16 protein-coding genes and 1 pseudogene are annotated in these 13591 nt (G+C 50.6%); 6 read left to right on the forward strand and 11 right to left on the reverse strand.

Annotated features, from left to right (window positions below; all coding sequences use genetic code 11):
• Positions 1-33: 33 nt before the first annotated feature.
• The 4 genes from PN498_RS16180 to PN498_RS16195 form a co-directional block, all read right to left on the reverse strand.
• The gene (locus PN498_RS16180; RefSeq protein WP_272063953.1) at positions 34-678 is read right to left on the reverse strand and encodes a hypothetical protein; all 645 of its coding nucleotides are present in this window, start codon (positions 676-678) and stop codon (positions 34-36) included.
• A 376-nt stretch (positions 679-1054) separates the two neighbouring features.
• A complete protein-coding gene (locus tag PN498_RS16185; protein ID WP_272063955.1) occupies positions 1055-1384 on the reverse strand; it encodes a MogA/MoaB family molybdenum cofactor biosynthesis protein in 330 nt (109 codons plus the stop codon).
• 5 nt (positions 1385-1389) lie between these two features.
• Positions 1390-1725 carry a photosystem II reaction center protein Psb28 gene (psb28, locus tag PN498_RS16190; RefSeq protein WP_272063957.1) on the reverse strand — a complete coding sequence of 112 codons (336 nt, stop codon included), beginning with the start codon at positions 1723-1725 and terminating at the stop codon, positions 1390-1392.
• A 135-nt stretch (positions 1726-1860) separates the two neighbouring features.
• Positions 1861-2280: a hypothetical protein gene (locus PN498_RS16195; protein WP_272063959.1), complete on the reverse strand. Its 420-nt coding sequence runs from the start codon at positions 2278-2280 to the stop codon at positions 1861-1863.
• Between the two features lie 164 nt (positions 2281-2444).
• Here PN498_RS16195 and PN498_RS16200 point away from each other — a divergent pair, with 164 nt between their 5' ends.
• From PN498_RS16200 to PN498_RS16220, 5 genes are all read left to right on the forward strand, one after another.
• Complete coding sequence (locus tag PN498_RS16200) at positions 2445-3506, forward strand: aromatic ring-hydroxylating oxygenase subunit alpha (RefSeq protein ID WP_272063960.1); 1062 nt, start codon at positions 2445-2447, stop codon at positions 3504-3506.
• A 543-nt stretch (positions 3507-4049) separates the two neighbouring features.
• Positions 4050-4733: a 5'/3'-nucleotidase SurE gene (gene surE / locus PN498_RS16205; RefSeq protein ID WP_272063962.1), complete on the forward strand. Its 684-nt coding sequence runs from the start codon at positions 4050-4052 to the stop codon at positions 4731-4733.
• Positions 4734-4854: 121 nt separating this feature from the next.
• Positions 4855-5868 (forward strand): permease, encoded by a 1014-nt coding sequence (locus PN498_RS16210; RefSeq protein ID WP_272063964.1) that lies wholly within the window; start codon positions 4855-4857, stop codon positions 5866-5868.
• A gap of 11 nt (positions 5869-5879) precedes the next feature.
• Positions 5880-6623 (forward strand): TIGR03943 family putative permease subunit, encoded by a 744-nt coding sequence (locus PN498_RS16215; protein ID WP_272063966.1) that lies wholly within the window; start codon positions 5880-5882, stop codon positions 6621-6623.
• A complete protein-coding gene (locus PN498_RS16220; protein ID WP_272063968.1) occupies positions 6613-8151 on the forward strand; it encodes a hypothetical protein in 1539 nt (512 codons plus the stop codon). Before PN498_RS16215 ends, PN498_RS16220 begins: the two co-directional genes overlap by 11 nt.
• Position 8152: 1 nt before the next feature.
• Here the strand turns inward: PN498_RS16220 and PN498_RS16225 are convergent, their stop codons facing one another.
• The 4 genes from PN498_RS16225 to clpS all read right to left on the reverse strand — a co-directional run bounded on the left by PN498_RS16225 (position 8153) and on the right by clpS (position 10388).
• Complete coding sequence (locus tag PN498_RS16225) at positions 8153-8605, reverse strand: Fur family transcriptional regulator (RefSeq protein ID WP_334312261.1); 453 nt, start codon at positions 8603-8605, stop codon at positions 8153-8155.
• Between the two features lie 157 nt (positions 8606-8762).
• A complete protein-coding gene (locus PN498_RS16230; RefSeq protein ID WP_272063971.1) occupies positions 8763-9191 on the reverse strand; it encodes an ExbD/TolR family protein in 429 nt (142 codons plus the stop codon).
• 9 nt (positions 9192-9200) lie between these two features.
• Positions 9201-10091 (reverse strand): CPBP family intramembrane glutamic endopeptidase, encoded by an 891-nt coding sequence (locus tag PN498_RS16235; RefSeq protein WP_272063972.1) that lies wholly within the window; start codon positions 10089-10091, stop codon positions 9201-9203.
• 9 nt (positions 10092-10100) lie between these two features.
• Positions 10101-10388 (reverse strand): ATP-dependent Clp protease adapter ClpS, encoded by a 288-nt coding sequence (gene clpS, locus PN498_RS16240; protein ID WP_272063973.1) that lies wholly within the window; start codon positions 10386-10388, stop codon positions 10101-10103.
• A 361-nt stretch (positions 10389-10749) separates the two neighbouring features.
• Between clpS and PN498_RS16245 the strand changes: the two genes are divergently transcribed.
• The gene (locus PN498_RS16245) at positions 10750-11073 is read left to right on the forward strand and encodes a hypothetical protein (RefSeq protein WP_272063975.1); all 324 of its coding nucleotides are present in this window, start codon (positions 10750-10752) and stop codon (positions 11071-11073) included.
• 55 nt (positions 11074-11128) lie between these two features.
• Here the strand turns inward: PN498_RS16245 and PN498_RS16250 are convergent, their stop codons facing one another.
• From PN498_RS16250 to PN498_RS16260, 3 genes and pseudogenes are all read right to left on the reverse strand, one after another.
• Positions 11129-11896: a YebC/PmpR family DNA-binding transcriptional regulator gene (locus PN498_RS16250; RefSeq protein ID WP_272063976.1), complete on the reverse strand. Its 768-nt coding sequence runs from the start codon at positions 11894-11896 to the stop codon at positions 11129-11131.
• A gap of 168 nt (positions 11897-12064) precedes the next feature.
• Entirely contained in the window at positions 12065-13102 is a 1038-nt protein-coding gene (locus PN498_RS16255; RefSeq protein ID WP_272063978.1) for a glucokinase, read from the reverse strand.
• A gap of 105 nt (positions 13103-13207) precedes the next feature.
• Positions 13208-13591, reverse strand: a pseudogene (locus tag PN498_RS16260) (calcium/proton exchanger); the annotation flags it as partial.

Here is a 13591-nt window from a genome sequence, read left to right on the forward strand (position 1 = left end):
TCGTTGGGGGGATTGCCGTATGGCTATGCGCGGTTAAGCGATAAATCCATCTGCCGAAAATCCACCAGGATCTCCAACCGGCTGGGTTTCCTGGGCTGGCGGGGTTGCTTGAGCAGATTCATCCTCCTGAGTCGGTCCAGCAGTCTCTGTTTCACTGAGCCACGCGATCGCATCATCCATGCTGCAAGACGTTTCACCCGCTGGAGTTTCAATGAACAGGACATTGCTGCTAACGGTCATACTCCGGATCTGTTCCCAATCGTGCCCCTCCCTAATGAGCAATTTTTGGGCCTTGTCCATGTTCTCGTACATGCGGTACAGCGTCCGCCAATTTTTCCAAAGCGCACGAGCGGGCTGGCAGTTGAGGGTATAGCCATCTTTTGATGGCACATGTTGATAACTGCTCAAACCATCGTCAGTATGCTGACCCGTGCTCAAGAACTGGTGCTGCTGCAACAGGTCTTGGAACCATTCGTAGTTGGGGGCATCATGGCGCACCCAAAACTCCGTAGGGTCTTGTTTGACGTTAACCTTAGCCAGCAACCCCGTCTGCTTGTGCATCAGATGGTTGGTGCCAAATCGGCTCTCAGCTAAAAATTGCTTATTGGCTAGAAGTGTCTCTTGACCATGAATAGAGGCTTCAATAAACGCCTCTACGAGTTCTGTTTCTGAAAGCATAGTAGGCTTCCAAATAAGTACAACGTATATCTCCCCATGCAAACAGAAGAAATAGGTATTGATACTTAAACTCAACAAATTGTTATTCAGAAGCTCTACGGCTACAGGAGATCGGGCGTATCACAAGCACCATGAGCTATTTGACAACGGCTTTGCCTACTCAAAGAGATCAGACATCGTCAATGCACTTCAAGAAATATTTATCGTCCTCTAGGCATTTCTTCTGTTTTCTTAAGCTTAGTTTCTTCCCACTTCCCTATCACTATGTCTCTGAGCCAAGATGAAATCGTTCCGAGAGGGACATTATATTAATTCAACACCTTATGGGTTGCCTCCTATAAAAAGCCCCCTCAGTGCCCAGCGCATTGAGGGGTTATTATTTGGGCGCAGTTTTGCCAGTAGCCCTCTTACACGAATAAATGAGGTCCTCTGGCACCCCAGAAACTAAGGCAGCAATCCCTGTCCCACCATTGACCAAAACCACAGCAATCTGGTCATTGGTTATCCAAGATTGGACTAGCCTACGGACTTGCTCAGGGTCATCTTTAGCAATCTGGTGGGCCACCACCCGGTGTTTGGCAGCGTGCAGTTTTGCCTGGATAAGCTGACCACTTTTGTCGGTATCAACAGTGCGAGTGTCGCTAACGGTCAATACGGCGCAATCAACCGCTACCGCAGCTGAGTCCGAATGGGGCGTATGAGGCATTATCTTTAACTTTTAGTAAACCCAAGACCGTTCTGCTCAGCATAGCGATTCATAAAGCGCATGAAGCGATCCCATTCGGCTTCACTCTTAATAGCAAAAAAGGCTTCGATGCCAGCGGGTCTGCCATCCAAAAATTTGCCTTTGACCTCGCGGGTAGAGAGTTCACCCTCCTCATCGATCATATACATCCCGGTAATCTCAACGCCTTCGTCTTCAGAAAGCGCTTTGGGATTATCAAAGTAAAAGGTAGCTGTACCATCGCTACCGTCGGGAGATCGCGTTAGTCGAACGTCAGGGACAACTTCTTCGACAACACCGCGAGCAAATTCAATGTGAGCCATAGATCTATTAGGGTTTTTCAATCGTTAAACTCTGATTGTCTCATCTTTTAACGAAGGAACACGATCTGTCTTGCTAGCGGAGATGGGGGTGCGATCGCGGTCTATCTCGCCCTCGCTTAAAGCACCGAGACGCCATTATTTAGAAACAGTCTCTGCGCGACTGGCCTGTACGCCTGCTTCAATGTCATCTAATGTTTTAACGACTAAACGTTTGGCGTCTAAATCCCATCCCCACTTTTGGATTTGAAAGGCAACATAGAAACCAATGCCCGTCGCAATCAGATCCAGCGGTTGTCGAAAGGAAATGCCTAAAAGTAGACCTAGTCCTCCGATTCCCCAAAAGGGGAGGGCAACTGTCTGGCGATTACCTTCAACGATTTTGGCAAAGAAGTTCTTTGGAATATCGGCCTCAACCTGTTCCCGAATAGCTTGCTGCTCAGGATAAGGAACCCGGAAGCTAAACTTGCGCCGCAGCTTCTCAATCTTTCGAGCTTCAGTACTGTACTGCGTTAGCTCATCTTCTGCCATTCGAATGAGTTCTGCTACTTTATCCATCTTCTCAAGAGTCCTTGCCGCTGCCCTTTTATCCTACGGCAGTGTCGGTTGCTCTAGGAATTGTTCTGTCACTCAGGGGACACTCAATTCCCCCTCAACGCTACGTCAGGTTTGGTAGATTATGTATCGCTTAGCTATTCAATCCCTGTTAGAAACATAAATCAATGGTGTTTACTGCCGACGATCAGTTCTTTCTCCGCAATATCTGGTACCACGCCATGCCCAGTCATGAGCTGAAGCCGGGCAAGATGTTGGCCAAAACCTTACTGGACGAGCCGATTTTGTTTGGTCGCACCCGAGCTGGTAAACCCTTCGCGATTAAAGATATCTGTCCTCATCGAGCAGTCCCCTTGAGCTGCGGTTGGTTCAACGGTGAGGATGTACAGTGCTGCTATCACGGTTGGCGCTTTGACCCAGCGGGCAAGTGTGTCGAAATTCCTTCGCTGATGGACGACCAGAAAATGGATCTCAGCCGTTTCGACGTCAGGGGCTACGACGTCAGGGAGGTCCAGGGCAACGTGTGGATTTACATTCCGGACTCGGATCCTAAGAAAGCGCATCCTCCTAACCTAGATATTCCCAGAGTTCCTGGTTTCTCGGATGACGCTAAGCCCGCTATTTCCTACACCATGCGGTTTCCCTGCTTCATTGATCATGCCGTGGTAGGTCTGATGGATCCGGCTCACTCACCCTTTGTTCATCGGTCTTGGTGGTGGCGCGGTGCCCAACTGAATCCAGAAATCAAATGGTTCGATCCGTCACCCTATGGGTTCACCATGCGGCGTCATACGATGCCTGCCACGATGGGGCGGGGCTATTGGCTGATTGGTGGCGTGCCAGAGAATGAAATTATTTTCTATTTGCCAGGGGTTAGAACGGAGGAAACGACGACTAACAAATATCGAGCCGTCAATCTCACCACGGTGACTCCCCTCTCTGAAAACGAGACCGATGTCACTTTTGAGTTCTACTGGGATATTCCTTGGGGAGGGGTACTCAAACCGTTCCTACACTATTTGATTCCAGCATTTTTGGGCCAGGACAGAGATGTCGTGATCAAGCAGCAGATCGGGCTAAAGTCTGAACCTATTTTGCGGCTGATCAAGGATTCGGATGTTCTGGCTCGATGGTACTACCAGTTAAAAGCAGAATATCGGCGATCGCAAGCCGAAAACCGTGAGTTTGTTTCTCCAGTCAAGACGCAGCAACTTCGCTGGATGGCCTGACGTTCAAACAATCTGAAGGCTGAAGCACGCTCTAAAGTAGCAGAGTGAACGACAGATCTGCTTTTTGAAAGTTCTGGTCTTGTCTGCACAAAACCAGAACTTTCGCTAAACAAATCCTGAATTAATCTGAGCTTTTTGCCATAGCGCGACTTGAGGGGTTAGGGCATTATCAAATCATCCTGTAGACTCGCGTGTGCTTCTGAGTAACGGGTTGGGGTTTCTGACAGGTTGCTCCAGCCCGACTTTTTTTATGCAAGCGCTGGGTTCTCTTCAAAGGTCTACGCTTCCGTACCCTCATTTTTCAAGATTTCCTTAGGCCGTCAGGAAGGTAAGTAAGACAGATCGCCGTCGCTGGTTCCGCTAGGGCAGACGGCGAGGTCAGAGCAACGTGTTATCTGCCTCAACATTTGCAGGGATAACTCATTCACAATTGCAAAGTTGGCAGACCACTAGCTTAGCTGGCTAAAGCTACACTTTACAGTCAGCCAACGCAGCAGGTTCGACTGTATAGTCGAGATGCCTTATTCCTTTCGGATTTGCTTCATGATCCTTGTTCTGACCAATGACGACGGTATTGATGCCCCCGGTATTCGTGCCCTCGAAGCCGCGCTACCCCACCAACAAACGGTTATGGTAGCTCCTGATCAACCGCTGTCGGGTTGTAGCCATCAGCTCAATCGAGGCGGACCGATCGCAATTCAACAACGAGGTGAAGACGAGTATGCGATCGCCGGAACGCCCGCAGACTGCACTCGGGTTGCAATGAGCTATTTGTGCCCACAGGCTCAATGGGTTTTGTCGGGCATCAATGCGGGCGGCAATATGGGATCAGATATCTACGTTTCGGGAACAGTGGCGGCAGTGAGGGAGGCAACGCTGCTGCGGGTGCCGGGTATCGCAATTTCTCAATATATTAAGGATCGACGCCCTATCGATTGGGAGATCTCCACGCGGCTTGCAACCAAAGTGTTGCATCAACTGATGCAGCGGACCCAAACGGCTGGCCGCTTCTGGAATGTGAACCTCCCCTGTTTAACACCCAACGATCCAGACCCGCAGATGATTGACTGCCCCCTCTGCACTCAGCCATTACCCACTGAACATAAAGTGGATGGAAACCTGTTTTACTACGTGGGAAAATATAGCGATCGCCGTCGAGATGCGGGTGCAGACGTAGATATTTGTCTGTCGGGCAACATCAGCATCTGCGAAATTCGGTTGTGGTGATAGAAAGTTTGTTCGGTTCTTAGGATGGCGACGCACTATCATAGGAGGATTGTTTGATTCGGCGATGCTACCCTTGTCTAGGCTCCATCGTCTTGTCTAGTAGCTGCTCTGACCTACAGGTATGTCTCAACTTAACCAAGGGCTAACCTTATTCCTGAGCTTGCTGGTAGAAGCGACTCCCTTTCTACTCCTTGGAGTGGCGTTTTCGAGCATTCTTGCGGTTTTGGTGGATGAACGAAAGCTGATCAACTGGGTGCCTAAAAATCCAGTGCTAGCAGCGATATCAGGAAGTTTGTTTGGCTGTTTGTTTCCCGTTTGCGAGTGTGGCAACGTCCCTGTCGCGCGGCGATTGCTGATGCAGGGTGCTCCTTCTGCACTAGCGATCGGGTTTTTGCTAGCCGCCCCAACCGTAAATCCCATCGTCTTTTGGGCCACCTGGATTGCCTTTCGCGATCAGCCATCTATGGTTTTTTGGCGGGTAGGGCTCACCATTTTGGTCTCGGTCATCATTGCCTGTGTCTTCAGCGTTCAGAAAGACCTGCGACCCTTCCTCCAGCCAACAATCGCCCGCTATTTGCCGTCTCTAGAACTAAAACCCTCTGCTGCAGCTGTTAGTCCTTTGCTTTCTGGCGGCACCTACCTCATGCAGTCTACCGGCACCGTCAAACTGGATCGACCTCTTGCTGCAACATTGGGAGCCGTAGCGCTGCCGCAAGAATCCTGGTCAACCAAGGCTCGCGCCATCTTGGAGATGATGCTGCAAGAGTTTCGAGAATTGGGGGCTGTGTTGGTCATGGGCAGCGCGATCGCTGCCACAGTCCAGGTTGCTATTCCTCGCGAGTGGATTTTAGCTCTGGGACAGGGGCCCATCACCTCCATCCTGGCCATGATGCTGCTAGCCTGGGTTGTTTCTATCTGTTCTACCGTTGATTCCTTCTTCGCCCTGTCTTTCGCCTCTATTTTTACCAGCGGCTCGATTTTGGCTTTTCTCGTCTTTGGCCCGATGATCGACTTGAAAAATATTTCGCTATTGCTGACTACTTTCAAGACGCGGGCCGTCCTATACCTCTTCGTCCTAGCCGCGCAGCTCACCTTTGTCTTCACGCTGGCGGTCAACCTGTACACGAACTGGTAATGCCTTTAATAATGAAAAAATCTTTTCCCTGGTCGATAGTCCTGGATGTGTTAGCCCTGCTGCTGTGGGGACTAATGATTTTGCGGTACTGGTGGACTGGGCGACTCGCGGTGTTGCTTCACCCGGACTATCACTGGCTGGCGATTGGGGCCGGATGGACGCTGCTTTTCTTGGCCATTTGGCGAAGCATTTCCCTGTTCAAATCTCAGCGTCGAGGCAGCAACCTACCGCACATTGCCCTGATGCCGCGTCAGTGGAGTTTGGCAATCTTGCTAGCCGTTGCCGTGTTTGGCATCATTTATGTGCCTCGTCCCTTTGCCAGTGATGCAGCCCTGGCGCGAGGGATTGCTGACCCAGTCGCCCTGACGCGCTCACAACCCCGACGCTTCGTTCGCAGCACCCCTCCAGAAGAACGTTCCCTCATCGACTGGATACGCACCCTCAATGTCTATCCTGAACCGGATGCCTATACGGACGATCCGGTTAGCGTTACAGGCTTTGTAATCCATCCCCCCGATTGGGATGACTATCTGATGGTGGCGCGGTTTGTGCTCACCTGTTGCGCTGCTGATGCTTACCCAGTGGGGCTACCCGTTGAGTTAACGGGCGATCACGGCAACGAATTCCCGGCGGATAGCTGGATTTCCGTTCGCGGCAAAATGACGACCGAAACCATCGACGGTCAGCGCCGGCTGCTCATTCAGCCTGACGAAATCATCTCAATTCCCGAACCCGATAATCCTTATGAGTTTTAGGCGATCGCGCCCTCAGGCATCCTCAAAAAAACCCTTAGACACACTGTCGTTTGGCTTGATGGCAGGGCTAATTGTAGCCTCTATTCTGCTGGTCGTACTCGGCGATCACGCTACCGCCAAGGTGCAAAAGTTTTCTTGGCAGGAACGCACGGTTGGAGCAGACAATCCTGCTTTTGTCATGACCTTTAGCCGTCCAATGGATACGCAAAGCGTTGAAGCTAATTTGCAAATCACGCCTCATCTTCCCGGACGGGTTAGCTGGGCTGGGCGACGGATGGCTTACACCTTGGACGTTCCTGTCCCCTATGGCGAATCCTACAGTGTGCAGATTCCGGAGGCCCGCGATCGCTTTTCGGAAGGAACTGAAAATGGTGAGTTTGAAACCTTTGAAGGAACGTTCCAAAGTCGCGATCGAGCCATGATTTACATTGGTACCACAGCGGATCAGACTGGACGTTTGGTCATGGTCAACTTTTCTCAAGGAGGAGAGTCTGTTCTCTTGACGCCTCCTGGGCTGACCGTGCTTGATTTTGAGCCCTATCCCCTAGGCGATCGCGTTCTCTTTTCAGCGGTCCAGCAGGCGGAGCAAACCGATGGAGTTTTGGCACCCGCTTTATACACTGTTGCAACCGGCCTAACCCCTAACCCACCGGAGCTATCGGTGACCGCTGAAGCAGCCTTTCTGTCTCAACAGCCGGATGAAGTGGGTGTTATTACTCCGGTCCTGGAAAGCGAGCAGTATCAAAATTTGGCCTTTGATCTGTCTCCTGACGGCAAGCTTATTGTTGTTCAGCGAGTCAGCACTACCGATCCGGCGGACTTTGGTCCTTGGATAGTACCCGAAGCAGCAGCGCCCTATCCTTTAGAAACTGAACCGGGTGGGGAATTCCTCATTGGCCCCGACAGTCAGTCGCTGCTGCTGCTGCAAGGACAGGGAACCGCTGTTATTCCATTAGCATCCGATGCAGAGAACGCCGGCGCGGTAGCCCCGTTAGATTTTCTCCCTGAGTTTGGTCGAGTCTTTGACATTAGTCATGACGGCTCCTCTGCAGCCATGGTGGATTTCAACCAGAATGACCCTGAGCGTCGCTTCACAGAAACTTTAGTTGTTGTAACCAATCAAGGTGAGGAAACAGAAATCTTGAACGCGACAGGCTCTATTCTGGCGGCTGAATTTGATCCTACGGATCGTATCCTCTACGTCCTGGCTAGCGAACTTCTGCCTAGAGAAGCCTATCAGGAGCAGCCTTATGTGACCGCGATTAATTTGGAAACCCAAGAGTCTGTTAATCTGCTGACACTACCACCTCAATCCCGTGTCTCAATGGATATTTCCCCTGACGGACTGGCGGCGTTGGTGGAAGTTGCTCTGATGACTCCAGACGATGTCACTACGGCAACGGAAGTGGAGCAAACACTGCTACTTCCTCTCTTTGAGACAACGGATCAGCGTCTATTGGCCATACCCACACAGACAGCTCCTCAAATATTACCCTCAGAGGGCACCTTGCCAACCTGGCTGCCCTAACTTACACAGGCATGAGCGATCGCTGACAGGTTGGACAAACCGCATGAATGGTGAGTTGGCAATCCAGCAGATGATAGCCGGACTTCTTCGCGGTCTTGGCACCGACTTTGAGGACTGAATCGTTCTTAAATTCAATGGTTTTATTGCAGCGAACGCAGATCAAATGATGGTGGTGGTGGGGAGAGGGCTGATTGATCTCGTAGCGCTTCTGCCCTTCGGCTAACTCTAGCTCTCGCAAAATTCCCATGCGAGCCATGAGCTTCAAATTTCGATAGATAGTAGACAGGCTCACCTGCTCACCTTCGCCCCTGAGAACCTCTCGCAGATCTTCTGCACTCAGATGCTCCCCTTTGGGCAAGTTCTGAAACGTTTCAAGAATAATTTCACGCTGGGGAGTCATGCGCCACCCGCGCTCATTAAGTTCGGCCTTAAGGGCAGCTGATGTATATGCCACTGAACTGATACCTCGCATTAATGACGCGCTATTGATAATGATAGCGAATCTTCTAGTAAATTCGCAAAAAGATTTTGTTATTGAGAATGCTTCCCAACACATTCAGTATTGATGCCCCATATTTCAGGGTTCAATACGGTATATCTAGTTGTTGAGTCTAGTTTGAGGGTTGAAACGCTGGCGAGATACCTTCAGTCGCGATCGCCAACTCAATATTTGGTACCGTTCGCAGGCGATCCATCACCGTCACAACCTGCCCATGAGGGACATCTGCGTCTGCCCGGATGATTAAGAGAATTGGGCGATTGCCGACCCGTTGCGCCTGGATCTGATCCGGCAGAGACGCTAGCGTTGCCGTCTCGTTGCCTAACTGCAGGTCTCCGGCGTTGGTCAAAGTCAACGTTAATAAGTGTTGCCTCAACTGGTTCTCGCTAGTGACAGCCTGAGGAAGCGTAACGGGTAGTCCCTCTGAGCGCGTCAAGAAAAGACTGGAGAGGATAAAGAACGTTAGCACGACAAAGATCACATCAATCATCGGCACGATGTTGATTTGAGGAGAGGACTCGGGATCTTCTGGTAAGTGCATATCAAAGTGCTATGGCCTCTTTTGAAGATTTTTGGGGCCCGTGACAGGATGACTTGCCACGTATGCGGCATAGGCGATCGCCGTCAACAACGCTAACCCTAGCAGCCCTGCTAGCGGATTGTCATCAATACCTGTAAGCCAGGCGGGAACCCGATGGGTCGAAACCACTAAGTCATTGACGTCGAACTGATAGTAAGCAAAAACAAGACCTCCATGCAGGCCCGCAGCAGGGCCTAGGGTTGTGACGGGCGAGAACTGCTGGTTGTGCTTAGTTGGAATGCGTCTGGCCCAGACTAATGCCATACCCAGCAGAAACAGTCCAACAAACTGAGGCCACGTGGCCAGAATGACGGATAGGGGACGGATGTAGTGGGCGATCGCAAAAATTCCGGCATTAATGACCAAAGCGGCTTCCGTCGAGAAATCCTTTTCAATTTCAAAGAGCAGCCAGCCTCGGAATATCAGCTCTTCCACCAGTCCCACACCCATCCCTACGAGCAGCCCCTCAACGCAATTAGGGAGCAGGTTGCTGGCGACTGGCGAGACCCAGACGCCCCAACCCAAGGCCATTTGCAAACCATATAGAATCAGTACGCCTAACGCACCGATTATAAAGCTGACTAGCCATCCTTTCAGCCAAATACGTTTTGCCTGCATACCAACAACACGCCAAGGGGTGAAGCACTGGTGAATCCAGCGCATCCATGACGGTAGCACCGCTATAAATACCAAAAACAGCAAGATCGGCGTCCAAATAACCGATTTACCGTCTGTTGCTGCATACTCGAACCGATACAGTGGGATCGCCAAGGGAGAAGCTATCAGCACGACTATCAGCACGACTATGACGGCTTTAACTAAGGCTGGGCTATACCGTACAAAGCGTACAAACTTCTTCAAGGATGCGATCTACTCCTCGGGTTCAATGGAACTTGTCAGCCCCTTTCCCTTAAGTCCTTCACAGTAAAATTCAGCGTGCTCTAGAGCACAGATAATGACCACGGCAACCCCCGCAACGTGTGCCTGCATCATGATATTGACCGCCTGCGGCATCGACAAGCTGGGAACAACTTTCATTAAAGATTCAACGACGTATTCCATAGAATTAAAGTCGTCGTTGTGTAAAAGCACGCGATAGCGTGGCGCGGGTTTCCGAACCGTGGATGTTGATCGACGTTCAATCGTTTCGACAGCCACAATGTGCTCCTCAAACTAAACTAGTTGTAAACAAATCTCAACTGATCTGCCCATCATTGACTCACAGAGCGATCGCAGCACAGGGGCGCGATGGTGTCAGAGTCAGTAACGCTAGAACTGACTGCACAGCCCGTCATCTGCCGATCCTATCCCTATATTTAGAGTCAACACTTGCAAGCAACTGTTCTAAATCTTAATTGAGATCATCGAACCTGACAAAGGTGAGCTACTAAAGGTTCCTCAAAATTCCTGTAGCCACTTGGCATCTTGCAAAACTTTTATAGACTCCTTCCAGTTGTGATCATAACCAAGTTAGGCTAGAAACAACTCCAAAAGGGAGCGCACATCCGATGCAAAAGGCATGAGTTCTCCAACGTATCAGGTTATTTTTATTGAAAGTCAAACGGCCCGTCTCTATGGAGAGCTTGTTCAACGCATAGAAGACCGCAATACTTGCTGGTTACGGCCTCTTTCCCTCTGTATTGAAGACGCTGAAACGGGTCAAATTTCTCTGTTGGATGTCCGAGATGGCCCTGACGTCATCTGTTCTAATGATCTGGTTCAGCCTGCTTCCGACACTGACTGGATCTATCTGGCAGACAGTCTATCCAAAGCTCAACAGACCTGCGATTATGCCGAAGCTAACCAGCACCTTAGACAGTTCTTGGCAAAGCTGCAAAACTAGCGGGGCACTTGGACGTTATTTGTCCTGTCTTCGGCTTCAAAGTCTCCTGACTGTTCTATGACAAATTAGCAGCCATTAAGTCGTCTGCCATCTCAAAGTTTGCGGTGACCGATTGAACATCCTCTAAATCTTCCAAAGCGTCCATCATTCTAAGGAGCGATCGCGCATGGTCGGATTCAGTGACGTTAACTGTGTTGCTAGGTATCCAGCGATTCTCAACCTGACTAACCGTGTAGTCATTGGCAGTGAGCGTATCGCTAAGCATTTCCAAATCAGCGGGGTCGCAGTAGACCTCCGCCCCTTCTTCATCCTCATCAATTAAAGTCAGTTCGTAACTCTCCGCACGCCCTTCGATCGCCACCACCAGTAGGGCATCTTCGTCTACTGGCCCGATAACCGTAACGACCCCTTTCTGCTCAAACATCCAGCCGACGCATCCAGTTTCGCCCAGATTGCCACCGTTTTTGCTGAAAGCAGACCGCAAGTCCGCAGCGGTACGATTACGATTATCCGTCAGGGCTTCAATCAAAACGGCGACCCCGCCAGGACCGTAGCCCTCATACCGGATCGCTTCCAGGGCATCCTCGCTTCCCAACTGACCAGAGCCTTTTGCGATCGCGCGATCAATGTTGTCATTGGGAAAACCCGCTGCTTTGGCTTTGTCGATTGCTGTACGCAGCTGAAAATTTCCCGCCGGATCAGGTCCTCCAGTGCGTGTCGCCACGATGATCTCACGGGAGAGTTTGGCAAAAGTTTTGCCTTTAACAGCATCAACGCGGGCCTTTTGACGTTTGATATTGGCCCATTTGCTATGACCAGCCATAACACCGAAAGCAAATAGAACGACTTGATTCAATGGGGAGTGAGTTGAATAAGCATACCTGATCGGCTGATCCGTCTGAAATTTCTATTCTCAGAAGCTTTAAAGCGCTGCATTCCCCAAGCGAATTTGAAAAGGCCTTGCGAATCCGCTGGGGCCGAACAGCTAAGCTTACAGGGTAGCAGCACACCAGGCAGCGCCAATCAGCCCGACCTGTGGATTTAAAACAACACGAACGGGGATATCTTCTAATAGCTTGCTCATGCGACCCTTGTGGGTAAAGGCGTCGAGAAAGACGTCATTGTTGGTAATCAGGGGTAGGTTCTTAGCCGCAATTCCCCCGGCGATGTAGAGTCCGCCATAGGGCAATAGCTTTAAAGCTAAGTTGCCCGCTTCTGCTCCATAGGCGCTGACAAACATATTCATGGTCTGCACGGCCAAGTCGTCCTCTCCCTTCAGCGCAAACTGAGAAATTGCGGCAGCGGGATCAACCGATTTTGCTTGTCCGGCCTCTTTTTCCCAAGTGGTGACAATATCGCTCAGCTCTGGGGACTCTTGGGCAATACCGCGATCGCGCAAAAACTGGTAAATCGAAACAACACCCTGCCCAGAAACCACTCGTTCTGCAGAAATACGAGCAATCTGATGCTTATCCAACAAGTATTTCAGTAACTGAAAGTCTAGCTCTGACCGGGGAGCGAAATCAGCATGTCCTCCTTCAGAGGGAAAAACCTTTGCTTTACCATTCTGCGGTATGAGGAAACCTTGGCCTAGACCCGTGCCGGCACCAATCACCGCAACAGGGGCGCTGCCGTTAGGAATGCCGATTTGCAAAGGATGAACGTCGTTGTCTTCTAGCTGCAGCACGCCATAGCCGATCGCTTCAAAATCGTTGATCAATAGGGCTGATTCAAGCTGGAGTTCTTGAGCAAGGCGATCGCCGGCTAGGTTCCACGTCAAGTTTGTCAGCTTGGACGTGTTGTTGAGCACCGGGCCAGCGATCGCGAAACAGGCTTTTTCCGGCTGACCCGACTGGGCTGTCTGTTGCCCTGCCTCCTTCAGAAAGGCTTGAACTAACGGCACCAAGTCCGGAAAATCCTTAGAAACATACTGTTTTTCATAACATGTTTTCAAAGTTTCACCGTCAGCAGAAACCAAGCGCAAGATTGTTTTTGTGCCACCAATGTCGCCTGCCAAGAGATATCTCATGGCTTATACCTCAAATCACCGCTAGGAGCTTTCCCCTTGAGACCATAACCCATTCAAACCGTTTCAAGGGTAACAGTCTTTAAAGCCTAGGCAAAGAAAACGCCCCTAAACCGGATGAAAATAAAAAGCAGTTCCTAAGATGGCAAAAGTTGCCAACAGCAGCACGCCCTCTAACCAATTGGAACGCCCGTCCAAGCTAATCAAGTTCACCAAGGCCACTGCAATAACGACCGCGACGACCTCGAATAAATTGAAATTCAGGTCCATGGGCTGACCGATTGCTAATCCGACTAATACCAGCGTGGGCACAATCAGCAGCGCCACGAGTAGACTGGATCCCATCGCGATTGAGATAGCCAGATCCATATTGTCCTTGGCAGCCACGCGAACGGCTGTGAGATACTCTGCCGCACCACCGACCAGTGGCACTAGAATGACTCCCGAAAACAGATCGGTAAAGCCCAGGGTTGCGGTCGCTTCTTCCAAAGC

The sequence above is a fragment of the Oscillatoria sp. CS-180 genome (assembly GCF_028330965.1).
GTDB lineage: Bacteria > Cyanobacteriota > Cyanobacteriia > Phormidesmidales > Phormidesmidaceae > Halomicronema.